Raw genomic sequence first — 20,629 nt, forward strand, 5'->3', positions numbered from 1 at the left:
TAGTGCCTTACACCAAGAAATGCAAGGATATGTACGTGTATCTCCAGCAGGAAGCACTGTGCCATTATCTTTTACATTAGGTAAAAATACAACAGTCCTTAAGTAACTATCATTTAATTTAAGGGGTAGTTAATTTAGTTAACTACCCCTTATTTATAAATTTAAGTATCGTATGAATACCTCCATTAGTAAAATATCAAGAATACTTCTGTTCGTTACTGCTCTATTATTAATCGCAGCAATATTTCTTCCACTTTGGATGATTGAGCTCCAGGCTCCTCAATATCCTGAAGGCTTGGTATTGAAAATGTATACGTATGGACTAGCCGGACAGGTTGATATTATTAATGGTCTGAACCACTACATCGGAATGGGTACACTTCATTCAGAGAATTTTATTGAATTCACAATATTGCCGTATATTATTGGCTTCTTTGCTTTGCTTGCATTTGTAAATACTTTTTGGGGGAATAAAAAAGTATTGTATATTTTATTTATAACATTTTTACTATTTGGTATTGTATCCATGATCGACTTCTGGAGATGGGAGTATGACTACGGACATAACTTAGATCCGCATGCAGCTATTGTTGTTCCTGGTATGGCATATCAACCTCCATTAATCGGCTTTAAACAATTATTAAATTTTGGTGCGTATTCTATTCCAGATATCGGCGGCTGGTTTTTTGTCATTTCAGGATTGTTGCTATTATGTGCAATCTTGATTGAAAATAAAAAAATTAAAAAAATATTAAACTTGAATAGCGTAAATACCATTGCATTAATTACAATGATTTGCTTAACAAGTATGTCATGTGATTATTCAAAACCTGTACCTATTCAATTAAATAAAGATGCATGTGATTATTGCAAGATGACAATTTCAGACAGTAAATTTTGTTCCGAAATTATTACAGAAAAAGGTCGGTGTTATAAATTTGATGATGTGCATTGTATGGTTTCATACCATAAAGAAAATACAAACGTTAAATCACAATATTTTTATGTCCATGATTTTAACGGAAATATGGAATTTATAAATCTTGCTAATAGCTTTTTAGTTGAGAGTAAATTTTTTAAAAGCCCTATGGGTGGTAATACAGCTACAGTAAAGACAAAGGAGGACGCTGATAAATTGTTACAAACATATCCAGAATCGAAAATTGTCTCTTGGGATGAATTATTAATTCAGTAAAATGAAATATAGTATAGGTATTATTTTCGTGTTTTTCTTAAGCCATTTTGTCTTTTCAAAGACGTTGACGGTGGGGTATGGGCAAAAAATAGTCCGCATACAAAAGGGAATAGCAACTTGTAATGCCGGTGATACATTAATCATTAAATCAGGGGTCTATAGAGAAGGTAATATTTTAGTCGACAAGCCACTGTATATTTTAGGGGAAAATTATCCCATTCTTGATGGGGTATTCAAGGACGAAGTAATCTCTGTAAAGTCTGCTTATGTAACAATTGATGGTTTACATATTAAAAATTCTCGCCAGAAAACATTGGATGATCCAGCGGGTATTAAGCTATATGAATCTAATTATGTGAATATCATAAATAATAAATTCACAGATAATTTTTTTGCGGTTTATCTTCAATATAGTTCACATTGTTTGGTTAAAAATAATACCATAGTAGCGCATGCCATTGGAGAAACCAGCTCAGGAAACGGTATACATTGTTGGTATAGTGATAGCTTATTAATTATTGCAAATACCATTACTGGACATAGAGATGGTATCTATTTGGAGTTCGTTACGGGTTCTTTGGTTTGGAGAAATATTTCTCAAGATAATGTACGCTATGGTTTACACTTTATGTTTTCACATAGCGATTCCTACATCACAAATGTTTTTAAAAATAATGGAGCAGGTGTAGCAGTTATGTTTTCTAAAAATGTAAAAATGGTTAATAATAAATTTGAACAGAACTGGGGAGATGCTTCCTATGGATTGTTATTAAAAGAAATTTCAGATTGTTATTTAGCAGGAAACAAATTTTTTAAAAATACGACTGCAGTATTAATGGACGGAACGAATCGGATTGAAGCAGAAAATAACGTATTTCAAAATAATGGTTGGGCATTGCGTTTGCAATCCAATTGCACTGGAAATGTATTGCGTTACAATAATTTTTTAGGAAATACTTTTGATATTAGTACCAGTGGTAGTTTGGTATCAAACACTTTTGATAGCAACTATTGGGATAAATATGAGGGCTATGATTTAAATAAAGATAATATTGGAGATATTCCATATCATCCCTTAAGTATGTATTCTATTATTGTTCAAAAGATACCTTCAGCGATGTTATTATTTAGAAGCTTTATTGTGTCCTTGCTTGATAAGTCTGAAAAGGTTATGCCTAGCTTAACGCCTGATAATTTTGTTGATTTAAATCCCTTAATGCATTCATTAAAGTTATGATAGAAATTAATACTGTTTCTAAAAAATTTGGAAAGCTTCAAGTGCTAAATCAAGTAAATTTGAATTTAGAAAAAGGAGAATGTGTTGCTTTAATTGGCCCGAATGGCTGTGGTAAAACAACTCTTATTAAAAGCATATTGGGTATGGTATTGCCAGATTCTGGTACAATTGCGATTGGTGGCAAATCTATTTCGAATGATTTTTTATATAGAGAAAAAATAGGATACATGCCACAGATAGGTAAGTATCCCGTAAATATGACAATTAATCAGATTATACTCATGATTAAAAGTATTCGTAATACAAATCAACCCTTGGATGAAGAGTTATACGTTGATTTTGAAATTGACAAATTGAAAAATAAAAAAATGGGTACTTTAAGCGGAGGTACAACCCAAAAGGTTAGTGCAACGCTTGCATTTTTATTTAATCCCGATGTATTAATATTGGATGAACCCACAGCAGGACTGGATCCACTTGCTGCGGAAATTTTAAAACAAAAAATTCTCAAAGAAAAAGAAAAAGGGAAGCTTATTATCATTACTTCGCATTTGTTAAGTGAATTGGATGAGCTTGTAGATCATATTGTATTTATGCAAGAAGGTAAACTCATGTTTCACAAATCTGTAGATGATTTGAAAAATGAGACGGGTACAGACAAAACCTCTAAAGCGATCATTCATATTTTAAAAAACTAAATCAAATGAATCGGATTTTAAAATATGTATTTCTAGACATCTTTCAGAATAAGATTGTAATTCTCTATACTTTAATTCTTGCCTTGTTTGCATGGAGTACCTTAAGTTTAGAAGACAATAATTCTAAAGGCTTGTTGACCTTATTAAACATCATATTGTTGGCGGTACCCTTAGTTTCTATTTTATTTTCTACGATTTATGTATACAACAGCAATGAGTTTATTGAACTATTGGTAAGTCATCCCTTGAAAAGAAGTAAGATATGGATTAGTCTTTTTCTGGGACTTTCATTGAGTTTGATTTTTGCTTTTGTTATTGGTGCAGGCATACCCATTTTGCTATTCTCTGAATGGGATAAAGCATATATGATGATACTGGTAGGGATGTTTATTACCGTAATATTTGTTGCTATTGCATTTCTAAGCACCATTATAACGAGAGATAAAGCAAAAGGTATTGGCATATCCATTTTACTGTGGTTGTACTTCTCCTTGTTATTTGATGGCTTGGTATTATTTCTATTATTTCAATTTGCTGATTATCCAATTGAAAAATATATGGTTGTATTGACTTCATTAAATCCAATTGATTTGTCTAGAGTATTAATATTACTTGAATTGGATGTTTCAGCAATGATGGGGTATACCGGCGCTATCTTTAAACTTTATTTTGGAAGTAATGGTGGCCTGATTGTTTCATTCTTACTCTTATTTTCTTGGATAGCATTGCCGTTTGGATTGTCATTAATAAAGTTCAGAAAAAAAGATTTATAATATATTTAAACAAGCGATTCTTGCGTTTAATTTCAAGACAATGCTATTGATTTAACGTGTTCAATAAATTCAATTCGATTATGACAAAAAATGAAATACATACATTCCATATTCCAGTAATGGGAATTGGATACACCATAGATTCTCCTGTTAAAGTTGCGCGTTACGGTATATCATCGGTAGTTTCAATCATAGAAGATCATGTCATTGAAAGACTTCGAGAGTATTACACTCAATTTATAGGCCAAACGTATGTTGAAATTAAAACCAATGAAGTTGATTATAGAGCGCGACGTATTACTTCGTATTTGAATATATTAGATACGATTGTAAGTAGACAATTTGATGAAATTAAATCTCAATCGTTTAGTGGAGATTCTGATATTGTTAAATATTTTGAAATGTTGCCCGACAGTAGTCCGTTAAAAGCCCTTTATGTTGAAATGGATGCGCTTGATGGAGAAGATAAATTTAAATTACAAGAAGTGTTGCGCACTAGAATGGCCAAAGGTTGCATTGATGTGAACATCATGACCAAGCTTGATAGGGTTAATTATGATGCTAAAAATGAAGCTATGGCTCCTGAATTCAATGATGCAATGGCTGCATTAAGGGGCTTTGCGAACAGTACGGTAGAAGCATCTGTTATTTTTTCTGCAGGTATGAATCCACGGTTGTATACCTATTGTGAAAATTTCCGTGATTTCTATCCATCTAATAATATGCGCAAGAAAATTGTTATTAAAGTAAGTGATTATAGATCTGCTTTAGTTCAAGGGAAAATATTTGCAAAGAAAGGATTGTGGGTTTCTGAATTCAGAATTGAATCTGGTTTGAATTGTGGTGGGCATGCTTTTGCTACAGATGGTTTATTGATGGGACCTATATTGGAACAATTCAAAAACAATCGTGAAAGTTTGTATGTAGAATTAATTGATATTTATAAAAAAGCTTTATCAGAAAAAGGGGAAGAATTAAACGACTTTATTCCGTCTATAAAAATTTCTGTTCAAGGTGGTGTTGGTACAAATCAAGAACAAGAATTATTACTTGATTATTATAACGTTGATAGCGTTGGTTGGGGAAGTCCATTCTTATTAGTTCCGGAAGCTACGGATGTAGATCAAGAAACCTTGTCTTTATTAGAGCATGCAAAAAAAGAAGATTATTATTTGAGTAATGCATCACCATTAGGTGTTCCTTTTAATAATGTTCGAAATACAAGTTCCGACAAACAACGTAAAAAAAGGATTGAAGATGGTAAGTCTGGTAGTCCGTGTTACTTAAAGTTCTTATCTTTTAATACAGAGTTTACAGAAAAACCTATATGTACAGCTTCGTTAAAATATCAAGGATTGAAGATTGCACAGTTGCAAGGAAGTGATTTAAAAGAAGAAGATAAAAAATCAGAGATAGATAGAATTCAAGAATTGGACTGTTTGTGCAGCGGATTAGGCGTGTCAACACTACTTGTGAAAAAGGAAAAGCCTATGTATAAATTAAGTGCTGTAACAATTTGTCCAGGGCCTAATCTTGCATACTTCTCGGGTGTGTTTACGTTGAAAGAAATGGTCGGACATATTTATGGTAGAAATAATTTATTGAATGATTTACCTCGACCACATGTTTTTATCAATGAATTGAATATCTATGTGGATTATTTGAAAAATGAAATTAATAAATGCAAACTGAATTTTACAGCGAAACAAATCACCTATTTCAATACATTTAAAAATAATCTTTGTTTAGGAATTGATTATTATGCTGGATTAAAAGTTTCGTTAGATTCAAAATTAACAGATTGGTTAGAAGCTGCAAAGTTGGAATTGAATAACATACAATTAGCATAGTTTATCGTGCAATGTGTATGATGACTCATTCTAAGATTAAGCGATATCCAATTATAAAATAAAAATACCATCCAATGCAAAAGGATAGCTCTTTCGGGCTATCCTTTTTACTTTAACTAAACTGAATCGGGGAAACTACTATTATTAATCAATCTATTAATTTGAATAAGATGGGTCTGTGTGAGAGCGATGATGTTTTGCTTTAGGTTTTTTGTATTTATGACCTTGTGATGAAATTGCTGCTGATGCGCTAAATGCAATTAGTGTAAATACGATGGTACATAATGCGATTATTTTTTTCATAGTGGTACTTATTTAATAAAGATTCACATATATATTACAATACAAGTATACAATAGGATTCTGTAGACATTTTGGTTGAATTCTGTAGTAAATTTGATTTTAGGTATAATTGCCTTTAGCTACTAAATTCTTTTCTTAATTCTTTTCGTAGAATTTTATTAGATGCTGTTCTTGGTAAGCAATTCTTATAATAAATGTTGCTGATTTTGAAAAGCGGATTCAGTTCTGTCTGTATCATTTTCTGAAGTTCTTTTTTAAGAACGGCTTCATCTGCCAGTTTATTGGAAAGTTGTATTACGAGTACAAGTTTCTCTGGACCGCCAGTTTTATCTTGTGAGGCAATAGCTGCACATTCATATATATCCGGATGAAGATTGATTACCGTTTCAATTTCGATGGAACTTATTTTGATGCCTCCCAAATTCATTGTGTCATCTGTTCTTCCAATACTTTTATAATATAGAATATTGCCATATTTATGAAGGTGGAAACCATCTCCATGTTTTCTTAAGATTGGATAGTCCGTTATTTCAGGAAGGTTTGAATAATATTCTTCGTAATGACTTTTATTTAGCAATGTTTGTGACAAGCCCATCGCAGGGGGAATGATAAATACTTCTCCAGTGCCCACTTCGCTTAGTGCTGTATATTGGTCTGTAACAAGAATGAATTCTGTGCCTGGTGTAGCCGTATTAAAGTAGGATACTGCATTGGGTAGTTCTACCACACTGCTAATATATGCACCACCAATTTCAGTGCCTCCACAGTATTCAATAATTGGCGCTTTGAAATCATTCATGTAACTTAGGTACACGTAATCTTCTTGATCCGATGGTTCTCCGGTAGAGCTAAATACACGAATATTCCAATCTTTAATTTTTCCGAAATCTTGATTTCTCCAACTCTTAACAACTGAGGGTATTGTTCCTAATACAGTAACCTTGGTTTGAATTGTGAAGTCTATAAATCCTTTTTTGGAATATGCACCATTGTAAATGGCTATACTCGCTTTGTTTAATAAACTTGCAAAGATTAACCATGGGGCCATCATCCAGCCCATTCCACTGGTCCACGTTACAACATCACCTTCATGTATGTCTTGTAGTAATGCACCGTCTGCGGCACATTTAATTGGCGTAGTAGCTTTCCACGGAATTGCTTTGGGCTCTTTGGTTGTTCCAGAAGAAAATAAAATAGATATATTGTCACAACTTGAATGGTAATAGGATTTCGTTACTTCGGATGATGTAGAATATAATTCATGAATTAAAAAATCATTTTTATTATTTCGAATCTTTTCAGCATGTTGTATCTGAGAATCAATAAGTATAATGGATGCGGGATTCGCATCTAGTACTTTTGATAACACGTCTATGTTTTTGTCTGCATAGATATATTGATCCGTGGTTACAATTGCATTGGCATGAATGATTTCCATACGCTTTTTTAATTCTATTGAAGAGAAACTATCTGCAACCAAAACAGGTTCAGCACCAATATATATTAATGCTAAATAACATATTATGGCATCAATGCTGAATGGGGTATACAGAATAATTCGATCCTGTGCCTTAAATCCTTTCTCTTTTAAACCTGTCGCAAGACTTTGTATGCGCTTGGTTAAATCGGTATACGTTACTGTTTCAATTACGGTTGATTGCTCACTTTTAAAGTAAATTGCTATTTGATTGGGATCTGCCGCTAAGCAGCTTTCAACAATATTGAAGCGGGCATTTTTAAGCCATATACAGTCATCTGGATTGGGGGCAATTTCTAAAACGGATGTATAAGGAGTTGTAAACTTTAAGGGGATGTCTTTAATAATGCGTTCCCAAAATAAATTTTTGTGTTGGATAGACCATGTGTAAAATTCTGTATAGGACATATTCATTTCTTCCATCCATTTTTTTAGATTAGATGGAATTGGGTATTGTTCGGGTACCCAAATAATAGGAACGGCTCCGTCAGAATACATACTTTTGAAAAACGAATAAATCTCTTCAAAAGTAGCATCAGAATGATTCTTCAAAAAAACATTCCACAGATTTGTTTTCGATATGTTTTCAGAGGGCATATATCTTTCATTTTTCATATATGTAGTACGTACAAGTTAATAAAGAGATTGTGAAACCAAAGAAAGTATCAATTTGTTATTATGGCACAATACTTGCTTTGTTTTATGTAATTGTGAAATAATGCTTATGTTTCGAATTTATCTCATACTTGCGTTCGTATTTACTTCTGTGTTTTACTCAAATGCACAAGCAGATGTGAAATTTAAGGAGCTAGCACATGATTTTGGTCATGTTCAGGCTGGTACAGATACACTTTGGTACGGTTTTAGCTTTACAAATACAGGTAACGAACCTTTACAGATTAATGATGTAAAAACGTCCTGTGATTGCACCTTAGCGGAATGGCCTAAAAATGCTATTCAACCTGGTAGAACAGCAATCATACGTGGTGGTTTTAAAATCGTTGATAAGTCTGGTTCGTTTCAAAAGAATATAATAATCATTACCAATACTTCTCCCGCAACGACGATTTTATCGATTAAAGGGGAAATAATTGAAGATGGTAATACAAGTCAATAAAGAATAGTGTTTTAGTTTAATGTAGTTTATAGTTTATAGTTTATTTTCAAAATGCCCTTTGCTTGTCACAAAGGGCATTTATTTTTATAATTCGTATATTACACCATTCTTGCATTTAAAAAGCCCTTATTTACATTGAATTAATTTCTCCCAGCATATGAAAGTTATTGTCTATAGTGCAAATCAATATGATATTACCCATTTTCAGTCCCAATCAGATCCTTCTTTTGAATTTGAATTTGTAAAAGAATCACTTAACATAGACACAACAGATTTAGCAAGAGGGGCATTTGCAGTTTGTATTTTTGTAAACGACGATGCTTCAAAACCTGTTTTAGAAAAACTTTCAGCACTAGGCGTTAGAGCTATTGCCATTAGGGCTGCGGGGCACGATCAAACAGATCATGTTGCTGCACATCAATTGGGTTTGCATGTTGGTAACGTGCCCGCATATTCGCCAAATGCTATTGCGGAGCATACCGTTGCTATGTTATTGACCTTGTCACGCAAAATAGTTGAAGCAGATAAACGCGTCAAATCGTATGATTTTACATTAGATCCACTTGTTGGTTTTAATCTACATCATAAAAAAGTCGGCATTATTGGCGTTGGTAAAATAGGCGGTATTACAGCCAAAATTTTGCAAGGTTTTGGATGCAAATTAATAGCGTATGATCCGCAGCCTAACGCAGTTTACACTAAAGAATACGGCTTGCAATATGTATCCTTAGATGAATTGTTTAGAGAATCAGAAATAATCATTATTCAAGCGCCATTGAATGCGCATACAAAATATTTAATCAATAGCAATGCGATTGCAACGATGCGAGATGGTGTATATATCATCAATACCGGAAGAGGACCGATTATCAATACGATTGATGCGATTGAAGGCTTAAAGTCTGGTAAAATTGGGGCTTTAGGTATTGATGTCTATGAGAAGGAAAAGGGATTGTTTTTTAATGACCATACCATGTCCATACCAACAGATGATGTATTTGCGCGGTTGTTGACATTTAAGAATGTCTTAGTTACAGGACATATGGCTTTCTTAACAACAAATGCATTGGATAGCATTGTTCAAACAACGATGGATAATTTGAACGCATGGAAATCTGGACAAGATTCTCCCAATGAAATTTAGTGCGATTTTATCTTAAAAAAAATAAAAAAAACAGATGGGAGCAGGCATGTTGTTTCCCTCTATTTATATAAATAAATTCTATATGCAAGTTCGAATGTATTTTTCAATTTGTTTATTTCTCTTTGCGATAACAACGTTTGGTCAAGATCTAATTCAACAACGTGTCGAATTAGAACGTATTATAGCGCAAGGTGAGTATTCAAAAGCGCTAAAAAAATCGAATGAAATAAAAAGCATCACAGAGAAAAAATATGGTATAAAGACTGCAGAACATGCTAAGTCTCTATTGGATATTGCTGTTGTATATTATTATATGTTTGATTGTCCCAATAGCGAATTATACATACATTCAGCTATTGAAATTTTTGCTTCCACAAAAGGAACACAATCTTACGAGTATGCCAATGCTCTTCAAAATGAATCGTATATTTTATTGAACTGCAATAAAGTAACGAATGCAGAATTAGCTACGAGTAAAGCTATAAAAATTATAAAAGAGCATGTTACGGATAGTACCTTATTGCTTGCTTCTTTATATTCTGATTTGGGGTATATTCAAACTACATTAGGTAAAATAACAGAAGCAAAAAAGAATTATATTACAAGTTACGAATTAATGAATGTGTCTAAATTTTTAAAAACAGAGGCATTTGCAATTTTATTGAATAACATAGCAAATCTATATCATGACATTTCTGATTTTGAAACTGCTAAGAAATATTATACGCAATCGTTAGAGGTACACAAAGATGTGTTTGGATCGAACTCTTCAGAGTATGCAATGGTATTGAATAATATGGGGATCTTATTTTTAGATTTTGGTTTTTATGAAGAAGGAGCAAAATATATTTTTAAAGCAGCATCGATTACAAAAGAAAAATTAGGAGAAAATAGCTTGGAATATGCTAAGGCTATGAATGATATTGGCAATATTTATGATAAAGAATCGGATTATAAAAACGCAGAATTATTTTATACGAAATCTTTAGTACTTAAAAAATCATTGGGTGTAGAAGGTAAGGTAACCTATTGGAATACGATGAACAATCTAGCGCTATTGTACGCTCGGCTTGGTAATTATTCCAAAGCGACCACTACGATGCAGACGCAATTAGAATTAATTAAGAGGTATAAAGGTGAAACGTATCCTGAATATGGAAATTATTTAAATAGCATGGCTAGTATTTACGAATATACAAATGACTATTCCAATGCTCTTGTTTATTTTAATCAATCTTTAACGTTTTATAAAAAATATTATGGAATTGCAGATCCAAACTATTCTCGAGTATTAAATAATATTGGATTGGTTTCTGTTAAGCAGAAGAAATATGCTGTAGCTCTTCAATATTATAACGCATCGTTGGTTTCAATGGAACAGGACAGTATATCGAATGCCTTAGAACTTGCCGATACGTACAATAATATAGGCGAATTGTATTCGCAAACAGAAGACTTTGCAAATGCAAAAACACAATTTACACACGCATTAAAAATATACGATCGGGAATTAGGAAGAAAACATCCTACTTATTGGAATTGTTTTTCTAATATAGCTCTGTTGGATTATCGATCAGGTAATATTGATAAAGCAATTAAAAGTACGCAAGAAGTACTAGATATGAACATTTCCTTGTTGTACACGAATTTTACATTTTTAAGCGAATCAGAAAAATTGAAGTATTGGGGTAAGATATACGATCAGTTTGATTTTTATAATTCTATTTGTGTAAAGGAGCACCTCAATAACCCAAATTTAGTAGCATCTATGTATGATTATACCTTGGCTACGAAATCCATTGTATTTAATTATACATCTGAATTGAAAAATAAAATCATACAGCAAGGAGATACGACTTTGTTGCGTCTCTATCAAAAATGGATTACAAAACGCCAAGAGTTAGCCACGTATTATAATTTTACAAAGCTGCAAATTGAAGAGAATGAAATAGATTTGCCAAAATTAGAAACAGAGGTGAATGATCTCGAAAAAGAAATTGTTTTGAAATCTTCCGCTTTTAAAATTTCAAGAGAAATTAAAAATATTACGTGGAAAGATATTCAGCGAAATTTAAAAGAAAATGAAGCTGCTGTGCAGTTGGTACGTGTTCAATTATTTGATAAAGCTTGGACAGATTCGATTGTTTATGTGGCTTTAATCTTGACGAAAGAAACAACTACCAATCCAATTATGGTAGTTTTAAAAGACGGCAATAAACTTGAAAAAAAATATTATAAGGGGTTTTCAAATGCGATTAAATTTGGACAAGTTTCTGAAGAATATTTTGAAGCCTATTGGAAAGAAATTGATCAGTATTTATTAAATAAGTCAGTTGTATATCTGTCTCCAGATGGTATATACAATAAAATAAGTTTGCCTGCATTGAAATTGCCAGACGGTACATACTTACTAGAGAAACGAAATATTCAAGTAGTACCCTTGTTACGAAATTTGACAGTAACTGTACCGAAAAGCAATCTTAAAAATAACGATGCTATATTATTTGGATACCCCAATTATAATAAAAAACTTACTGCTGCTGAAGATGCTACGCAACTAAATGAAAACAATATTCAAGACTCTTTGCTAAGAGGGTATCAGTTAAATGACTTACCTGCAACTAAAATTGAGGTAGAATCTATTGCCAGTATTTTACAAAAAACGGGTATTCAAACGCACGTATTATTAGGTGATAACGCCAGTGAAACTGAAATTAAAAAATTGATAAGTCCCTCCATATTGCATATAGCAACGCATGGCTATTTTGTTAAAGATTACGAGATAGACGAAAATTCAAATTCGGTTACAAATTATAAAGAGAATCCATTATTGCGGTCTGGCATTTTGTTGGCCGGGTCAAATTATACGTTGAGCAATCAATCTTTCGGGAACCCCTTAGATGATGGTATATTAACAGCATATGAAGCCATGCAATTGGATTTAAAAAATACACAATTGGTTATATTATCCGCATGCGAAACAGGTTTGGGACAAGAGATGAATGGAGAAGGAATTTTAGGTTTACAACGATCTTTTATGTTGGCAGGTGCTGAAAATATGTTGATGAGTTTATGGCAGGTGAGTGATGTAGGCACACAACAATTAATGGATTTGTTTTATAAAAATTGGGTTGTAAATAGAAATACGGGAGAGGCATTTAGAAAAGCTCAACTTGAATTAATGAAAACACATCCGTCTCCTTATTATTGGGCCGCATTTATTTATATAAAATAGCTATGTCATATTTAGATAAAATTTTAAAAAAGAATCAAGACCGAAAAAAAGATAATTCATTCCGAACATTACTTGTTAAGGAAGGATTGATTGATTTTTTCTCAAATGATTATTTGGGTTTTGCACGTAGCAAAGAATTGCATGCGGATATTCAAGCAAAGGAACTTGCTGCTGATTTAGCTATTTGCAATGGCTCAACGGGATCTCGGTTGCTTTCAGGTAATTCAGACTTGGCGCAGTCTGTAGAAAAGTACCTTGCAAATTTTTTTAATACGGAAGCTGCATTGATATTTAATTCTGGTTATGCTGCAAATGTCGGTGTGCTTTCAGCACTGGCTCAAAAAGGCGATACCATTTTATACGATGAATTGATTCATGCAAGTTTGAAAGACGGTGCGCGCATCTCTTTTGCCGATCGTATTTCTTTTAAGCACAATAATCTAGAAGATTTTGAATATAAAATTCAAAAAGCAAAGGGCGATGTATTTGTAGTTGTAGAATCGATTTATTCCATGGATGGGGATAAAGCACGATTAAAAGAAATTTGTGCTATAGCAAAAAAATACAATGCCTGTGTGATTGTTGATGAAGCACATTCTACAGGTATTTATGGTATAAACGGACAAGGTTTGGTTTGCGAAGAACAATTGTCTGATCAAGTAGATATACGCATTCATACGTTTGGTAAAGCAATGGGTATACATGGAGCATGTGTTGTAGGTTCAACAAATGTTATTGAGTACTTAATTAATTTTTCCAGGTCGTTTATTTATACAACAGCCTTTTCACCACATTCCTTTTTTTCGATACAAGCAGCTTTTGAACGTGTACAACATTCAGCAGAAATAATTAAGACGCTACATGCCTCTATTCAAAATGTGTCAACTGGCTTGAGTGCATACCAAGGTTACATAAAAAGTTCTAGTCCCATACAAGTATTGAAATTTGAAGATACGGAAACTGTAAAACGTGTTTCCGCTTCCATTCAATCTGCCGGCTTTGATGTAAGGCCTATATTATCACCAACGGTAAAGAAAGGAGAGGAGCGTTTGCGTATTTGTGTACATGCATATAATACCGAAACTCAAATTCAGACCCTGCTTGAAACTCTACGCATTAATTTATGAAAAAATATTTTATTACAGCAATCTCTACAGATTCTGGCAAGACCCTTATTAGTGCCATTGTTACAAATGCTTTGCAGGCAGATTATTGGAAACCCATTCAGGCAGGTGTCGAGCAAACGGATAGCGATACAATGCGTCAATTATTGCATAGCGATTATTCTATGATACATCCAGAGGCTTATCTATTAAAGATGCCAGCTTCACCGCATGCTGCAGCCAAAGACGAAGGTGTTGTAATTGATTTGAATACGATACAATTACCCGATACACATGGAAATGATTTAGTCATTGAAGGTGCTGGCGGCATACTTGTTCCCTTAAACGATACAGATGTCGTTGCAGATTTAATAACACATTTAGATGCTGAAGTTATTTTAGTATCGAATCATTATTTGGGAAGCATTAACCACACCTTGCTAACAGCGGAAGAATTGAAGCGTCGAAACATCAAAGTGAAAGGAATCATTTTTAATGGCCCGGATAATAAAGAAACCGAATCCATCATTCTTAAAAAAACAGGTTATACAGAATTGTTACATGTATATCCTGAAAAAAAAATAACGAGTGAAATATTAAAAGCATATTCTGTAAAATTATTTGATCATTGGTATGAATAAAAATATAATTGAAACGGATGCAGCACATCTGTGGCATCCGTATTCCCCTTTATTGAACAAAAGAAATGTGGCTGAAGTTGTTTCGGCTAAAGGAATGTATTTGCATTTAGCCGATGGCACCAAACTATTAGATGGTATCTCATCTTGGTGGGTAAATATTCATGGGCATGCAAACGAAGTGTTAGCAAAAGCTGTTCACGAACAAATCCTAACGTTAGATCATACCTTGTTTGCTGGTTTTACACATAAGCCTGCGGTTGAATTTGCTACTCGATTGCTTGCAACAATTGCATGTGAACAACAGCGATTATTTTATTCTGAAAATGGAAGTACGGCGGTAGAAGTAGCATTGAAGTTGGCAATACAGTATTGGAAAAATAAAGGTGCGCATAAAACAACTTTTGTTGCTATTGAAGGTGCCTTCCATGGAGATACCTTTGGAGCTATGTCTGTGAGTGCACGCGGACTATTTACAGAAGCGTTTGATTCATTATTAAATCCGGTAGTATTCATTCCCTTTCCCGATGGTACCAATGATGATTTGGTGTTGAGTACCTTGGAAGAATATATACGTGGAGGTGAAGTTGCCGCATTTATCTATGAGCCGCTCATTCAAGGGACTGCAGGCATGCGGATCTATACGCCAGAAATGTTAACGAAGTTGATTTTGTTGTGCCGAAAATATAATGTGTTGTGTATTGCAGATGAAGTCATGACAGGCTTTGGCAGAACAGGAAAGAAATTTGCATCACACTACACTACAGTAAATCCGGATATGATGTGCTTTTCCAAAGCCATAACCGGTGGATTATTACCGCTTGGGGTTACAACTTGTACCCGTGAAGTTGAAAAGCCATTTTTAACAGATCAACTGCATCGTGCATTTTTTCATGGACATTCCTATACTGCAAATGCAACCATTTGTCGTTTGGCATTGGAGAGTTTAAATCTATTTGAATCGGTAGACTGTCAAGAAAATATTACACGAATTGAATCCAAACACGCCGCCTTTCTATTAACAATTGTTAATCATAAGAATGTGAAGAGAATTCAATGTTTGGGAACAATACTGGCCATAGAGTTGCAAACAGAAAATGGATCAACACATTATGAGCATGAAATACGTCACTTTTTGAATGATTTCTTTCTAAGTAGAGGGGTTTTACTGAGGCCATTAGGCAATATTATTTATATATTGCCTCCATATATCATCACAAATCAACAATTAGATGAAATATATACAGTTGTTGATGAATTGTTAATAGCTTTAAACTCAAAATAAAACTCACTATAAAATCTATTCGTGTATATTTGTATGTATAGGTGTGTAAAATTTATTCGAATGAACCGTATTTTGCTTGTTCTTTTTTTTGTTGTTGGTTTAACAACACATGCCCAAGTTTTAACTAAAAATGTTGAATATACTGTAGCAAGTTCCAATTTGGAAACTACGCAACAAAACTTGACAGTTCAAGTTGGCAAAAATCAATTTGTAAGTTTGAATAAAATTAAAGGAGGGGTATTAGGCACTTCCAATTTTTTATTAGAAAAATATGATTTGGATTTAGCCGTTCTGTTTAGTGTTCCTTTATCTGTGGATGTAAATGAAGATTACAAAGAATTGCATTTGGTAGACAATCAATTGTTTTTATTTTCTGAATTGCATGATGTCATTCAAAAAAAGAAAGGCTTGAAAATCTACATTTTTAATGCTGAAACAGGAGCCTCAGTACAAGAAAAAGTATTGAATGAACAAACCGTAGATAAGTGGCTTGAATATACAGCCAAAGGCAGTTCAAAGGAGACATTTGATTTAGCGATATCCAGTAATTTGACGTATAATTTTAATACACCAATTGAATATCAATACAGCATTCAATTTTCGCCCGATAAAAAAAGCTTTCTATTTTACACCTTTGATTATAGCTTAAAAACACTTGTTGCCACTACAAGTATTCTAGATACGAAGTTGACTGTATTGCAAGAAGGTAAAGTTAGTGTTGATAATAATTTCGTTAATTATGGTATTTTCATAAATAATAGACAAGAATTACATATTCTAAATTGTGATAAGTTGGGACGAATTGTATTGGTTCGATTCAATTTGCAAACCAGAGATATGGTGTTTTTAGATATTCAAAGTACTATTGCAAAAAGAGAAGGTCTTAAATTGCAGTTTTTGAATGATGATGCTATATACGTTGCAAATATTATTACTTCAAATAAAAAAGCGACAGGAATTATGTATTCGAAGTTTAATTTTACTGACAAAATTGTAGAAAAATTAAATATACATGATTTTTCTGAAGGGTTAATTCAAACAGCTAAAGCGGTACATACTTCAACAAAAATATTTTCAAGTGATGAGGATTGGGTGAATTATCAAATCTCAGATTTTTATGTAAACGAATACGAAAAAGTTATTCTAGTCCTTGAAAAAAGAGATTTGGAAATAACAGGATATCGATATGAATCGAATAGTGTAAACGATGTTAAAAACTGGATGCTTAAATTGGGTAAAGTCCATGTTGAGTCGGTCGTGATTCTTGCATTTAACAAAAACGATGAACTGCTTTGGGAAAATTATTTTGCTAAAAATCAAGTAAACGATATTACGGGTGGAACATTATATTCGTCCTATTCTATGAATATAAGTGATGCAGGTAAGATTCGTATGTTATATGCTTCCAGTGATAATTCAACAGGTGTTTATAACATGCTGAGATACGTTGAATGGGATGAACTCAGTGGCAATAAAGTGAAAGATTTGTCGCTCAAAAATGACGATAGCTTGGTGTTATTAAGAAACTACACACTTTGGTGGGAAAGCAAATTGATTTTAGTTGGCAAAAAAGGATTGTTGGGTAAAAAGACGATGGCTGTTTCCTATGATTTAGCGAGTAAATAAGTTTAAATTATCTACTCAGCCAAATCAACGTATTACCATTTAACCGTTTCTTTGTTTAAGAAAGCAGCAATTCCTTTTTTACAGTCTTCAGAACTGCGAGCCGTCGCATTCATTTCTGCAGCATACCTTAGCGCTTCATCTAAGGGCATTGAATGTATTTCTGATAACATTTGCTTGGTTAGCATCATAGATGTTTCGGAATTGTGTGCAATTAAGTGCTGTGCGAACTTCATTACTTCTTCTTCTAATTCTTCTTCAGATTCATAAATGGCATTGATGATGCCAAATTTTTGAGCCTCCGATGCTTTAATAACATTGCCACTCAACAACATCATACGCGCATGTGTTTCTCCAATTTTTTTAACTAGAAAATTCATCACAATTGCCGGAATAAAACCAATCCTCGATTCCGTGTATCCAAAATTTGCTTCTGGTATGCTAAAAGCAAAATCACATACGGTTACTAATCCGCAACCACCCGCCAAGGCATGTCCATTTACTTCAGCGATTACAACTTTATTCAGGGTGTAAATTAATTTATACAACTCCATCAAATGGGTGGAATCTATTAAATTTTCTTTATACGTATTGTGTTGCAATTGTTGTAAATATTCTAAATCCGCGCCTGCACAAAATGCAGGTCCTTCAGCCTTTAATACTATAATTTTTACAGCCGTGTTTTCTGAAAAAGATTTAAATGCTTCTTTCAATTCACTCGTAAATTGAAAATTAAGTGCATTTCTTTTTTCCGCACGATTTAAGCTAATATATCCGATGCGTTCGTGAATGTAAGTTTTTACGAATTCCATAATTATAGAAGTATATAATAAAGATACATAGAATTTATCACATCATTTGAAATGTAAAACGGATTTTACTTTTAAAGAATGAAATTTTTGAGGGTGATAACGGCTGCTGTCTAATTCTTTATAAGAGTATAATGTATTTATGGGTACTGAAATAGTTGTGCAGTTTTTTTTAGTAATCCAAAGCATATTGTCATTTGCAATACAGGCTATCATACCGCTGGATGTTGGTGGAGATGTATATTCTTGAATTTCAGCGAGATTGTAATATGCTTTTATCCGAGATAGATCGGCTGGTTTTGCGGGGATTTGAGTATATAAAGATGCATTTAAGCCTTGCATGGAAAGTACGGCAGATCGCTTTCCGTTGCTGATGAAAACTACTTCTGTTTTATGCTCTTGAAGGTATTCTTGTTGTATCCGATATCCACTCCAAACGAAGCAGATACATATACCAATGGCTACGGTTCGTTTCGTTAAGATAAAAGGATATTGGATGTAGAAGATAACAATGCTCGATACAATTAAGGCTTCAAGCACACTAAAAGAGATAGGTTGAATACTACTATATGGCAACTCAGAAAATACATGCGCGCAGGTTGCGAACAATTCAATAATCCATTGTGTGGCAATAAAGAGCCAAGTAAATGGAACGCCAAGACCCACAAAAAAAATGCTTATCATACTAGCAAATAGACCAATGGTAGAAATTGGAATTAAGATAATATTTGCAGGAATAAAATAAAGTGGAAAGGATTGAAAGTGATACAAAACAACAGGAAGCGTTGTGATTTGCGCGCAAACCGTTATGGATAATCCTTCCATAAAATACTGTGCTATTTTATTCTTATATGCTATGTGTTTGGAAATATATTGATGCAAGGTTAAAATTCCTAAAACGGCCAACACAGATAATTGAAATCCTAGATTCCATACTTGATACGGGCTACACCACAAAATAATTAACATGCTGGAACCAAGCGTATTTAATCCGCTGCCACGTTTTCGGAATGCATACGCTATTGCAAATAGGGCACACATAATGGAGGCGCGCAATACGGATGTGGAACAACCGCTTAATAATGTAAAATAACACAATACGATTAATGCCGTTATTAAAAACACAAAACGACTTTTTTGAGAACTTCCAAAGGGAATAAAAAGCAAAAAAAGTGCTTCATATATTAATGCCGTGTGCATACCCGAAACAGCCAATAAATGGGATACCCCACTTTTTAGAAAGGAATCCTTAGTTCCTTTATCCAGCTCTTCTCGATAGCCCAATAGTAGGCTTTCTGCTAAACCCTTCGATTGGGGTGTGGTGAATATCTGTGCAGTAGACTTTTTAAATTGCTTCCTACTTATTTCTATCCAATGATAAAAGATGTTTGATAGTGCATGAGAACTATCCTTGATGATTGAACAAAGCTCAATTTTTTGTTGAATACCATTGCTGAAAAGATAATTCTTATAGTCAAATTCAAAGGGAAGAACAGGTGCTTCTATGGGGATTGCCATTTTTGTTGTTGTAAATACATCTCCATAAGAAAGATGAATGGCTGTGTCCTTACAGATTACTAAAAATGTTTTGGCATCAAAAAAATCAAGAGCGGAAGAATGTATTTCTGTCGCTTCGAATTGTGTTTGAAAGGATTGTTTTTGTGGAAAGGAACTGATGCGTAATTTTTTGATTGCATGTGTTTCTGTTTGTTGCCAAGTATGCATCCTAAGTATACCTAAGCAACACATTAGTATACTGATGCTGATAAATAATTCTGTTTGATACGTGCGAGAAGGTTTTACGATTCTGAAAACAATAAATAATAAACAGCCTACCGAAATAGTAGCTATCAATAAAAAAGGAATATGGAAATACTGTTCTACAATAATTCCTATTAATAGAAAAAAAGCATAGCGCAACATCGGAATATGTTTCCGTGAAATTTCTCCCATAGCTGACAGGATTAAAAATTGGTTTAAAAGAATCTTTTAAATTAACGCATTAGAATGTAAATCGGAGGGGTTTGCAGAATTGATTTGCAAAATATTAACGAAAGATAATGGGTGTGGGCTTTTTCGGTCCCTTTCGACTAATGTCGTCGCTTAAAGCGAACATATTAGTCGAAAGGAAGATGGGTATTT

Annotated in this window: 16 protein-coding genes; 12 read left to right on the forward strand and 4 right to left on the reverse strand. The window is 33.4% G+C overall.

The genetic code is table 11. The annotated features are described in order from the left end of the window. Positions 1 to 172 precede the first annotated feature (172 nt). The 5 genes from Q0543_RS00735 (at position 173) to Q0543_RS00755 (ending at position 5,753) form a co-directional block, all read left to right on the forward strand. A complete protein-coding gene (locus Q0543_RS00735) occupies positions 173 to 1,195 on the forward strand; it encodes a nitrous oxide reductase accessory protein NosL (protein WP_299247671.1) in 1,023 nt (340 codons plus the stop codon). A 1-nt stretch (position 1,196) separates the two neighbouring features. Further along, a complete protein-coding gene (gene nosD, locus Q0543_RS00740; RefSeq protein WP_299247674.1) occupies positions 1,197 to 2,432 on the forward strand; it encodes a nitrous oxide reductase family maturation protein NosD in 1,236 nt (411 codons plus the stop codon). Next, on the forward strand, positions 2,429 to 3,130 hold the full coding sequence (locus tag Q0543_RS00745) for an ABC transporter ATP-binding protein (protein WP_299247677.1): 702 nt from the start codon (positions 2,429 to 2,431) through the stop codon (positions 3,128 to 3,130). The genes nosD and Q0543_RS00745 overlap by 4 nt, the downstream gene beginning before the upstream one ends. A 5-nt stretch (positions 3,131 to 3,135) precedes the next feature. After that, positions 3,136 to 3,903: an ABC transporter permease subunit gene (locus tag Q0543_RS00750; RefSeq protein WP_299247679.1), complete on the forward strand. Its 768-nt coding sequence runs from the start codon at positions 3,136 to 3,138 to the stop codon at positions 3,901 to 3,903. An 80-nt stretch (positions 3,904 to 3,983) separates the two neighbouring features. Beyond that, entirely contained in the window at positions 3,984 to 5,753 is a 1,770-nt protein-coding gene (locus Q0543_RS00755) for a hypothetical protein (protein ID WP_299247681.1), read from the forward strand. A gap of 156 nt (positions 5,754 to 5,909) precedes the next feature. Here the strand turns inward: Q0543_RS00755 and Q0543_RS00760 are convergent, their stop codons facing one another. Continuing rightward, positions 5,910 to 6,056: a hypothetical protein gene (locus tag Q0543_RS00760; RefSeq protein WP_299247683.1), complete on the reverse strand. Its 147-nt coding sequence runs from the start codon at positions 6,054 to 6,056 to the stop codon at positions 5,910 to 5,912. Positions 6,057 to 6,171: 115 nt separating this feature from the next. Next, positions 6,172 to 8,148 carry an AMP-binding protein gene (locus tag Q0543_RS00765; protein WP_299247686.1) on the reverse strand — a complete coding sequence of 659 codons (1,977 nt, stop codon included), beginning with the start codon at positions 8,146 to 8,148 and terminating at the stop codon, positions 6,172 to 6,174. Between the two features lie 109 nt (positions 8,149 to 8,257). On the opposite strand from Q0543_RS00765, the gene Q0543_RS00770 reads away from it, so the two are divergent. From Q0543_RS00770 to Q0543_RS00800, 7 genes are all read left to right on the forward strand, one after another. Continuing rightward, on the forward strand, positions 8,258 to 8,650 hold the full coding sequence (locus tag Q0543_RS00770) for a DUF1573 domain-containing protein (protein WP_299247688.1): 393 nt from the start codon (positions 8,258 to 8,260) through the stop codon (positions 8,648 to 8,650). 157 nt (positions 8,651 to 8,807) lie between these two features. After that, the gene (locus Q0543_RS00775) at positions 8,808 to 9,794 is read left to right on the forward strand and encodes a 2-hydroxyacid dehydrogenase (RefSeq protein ID WP_299247690.1); all 987 of its coding nucleotides are present in this window, start codon (positions 8,808 to 8,810) and stop codon (positions 9,792 to 9,794) included. Between the two features lie 82 nt (positions 9,795 to 9,876). Beyond that, positions 9,877 to 13,029 carry a CHAT domain-containing protein gene (locus Q0543_RS00780; protein WP_299247693.1) on the forward strand — a complete coding sequence of 1,051 codons (3,153 nt, stop codon included), beginning with the start codon at positions 9,877 to 9,879 and terminating at the stop codon, positions 13,027 to 13,029. Between the two features lie 2 nt (positions 13,030 to 13,031). After that, the gene (locus tag Q0543_RS00785; RefSeq protein ID WP_299247696.1) at positions 13,032 to 14,156 is read left to right on the forward strand and encodes an 8-amino-7-oxononanoate synthase; all 1,125 of its coding nucleotides are present in this window, start codon (positions 13,032 to 13,034) and stop codon (positions 14,154 to 14,156) included. After that, the gene (gene bioD / locus Q0543_RS00790) at positions 14,153 to 14,773 is read left to right on the forward strand and encodes a dethiobiotin synthase (RefSeq protein WP_299247699.1); all 621 of its coding nucleotides are present in this window, start codon (positions 14,153 to 14,155) and stop codon (positions 14,771 to 14,773) included. Before Q0543_RS00785 ends, bioD begins: the two co-directional genes overlap by 4 nt. Next, positions 14,766 to 16,055 carry an adenosylmethionine--8-amino-7-oxononanoate transaminase gene (gene bioA, locus Q0543_RS00795; RefSeq protein ID WP_299247701.1) on the forward strand — a complete coding sequence of 430 codons (1,290 nt, stop codon included), beginning with the start codon at positions 14,766 to 14,768 and terminating at the stop codon, positions 16,053 to 16,055. The genes bioD and bioA overlap by 8 nt, the downstream gene beginning before the upstream one ends. Before the next feature lie 60 nt (positions 16,056 to 16,115). Further along, a complete protein-coding gene (locus tag Q0543_RS00800; RefSeq protein WP_299247703.1) occupies positions 16,116 to 17,681 on the forward strand; it encodes a hypothetical protein in 1,566 nt (521 codons plus the stop codon). A gap of 32 nt (positions 17,682 to 17,713) precedes the next feature. Here the strand turns inward: Q0543_RS00800 and Q0543_RS00805 are convergent, their stop codons facing one another. Then, positions 17,714 to 18,490: an enoyl-CoA hydratase-related protein gene (locus Q0543_RS00805; RefSeq protein ID WP_299247706.1), complete on the reverse strand. Its 777-nt coding sequence runs from the start codon at positions 18,488 to 18,490 to the stop codon at positions 17,714 to 17,716. Between the two features lie 42 nt (positions 18,491 to 18,532). Next, entirely contained in the window at positions 18,533 to 20,440 is a 1,908-nt protein-coding gene (locus tag Q0543_RS00810) for a ComEC/Rec2 family competence protein (RefSeq protein ID WP_299247709.1), read from the reverse strand. Positions 20,441 to 20,629: the final 189 nt, after the last annotated feature.

The sequence above is a fragment of the uncultured Cytophaga sp. genome (assembly GCF_937863595.1).
Taxonomy (GTDB): Bacteria; Bacteroidota; Bacteroidia; order Cytophagales; family Cytophagaceae; genus Cytophaga.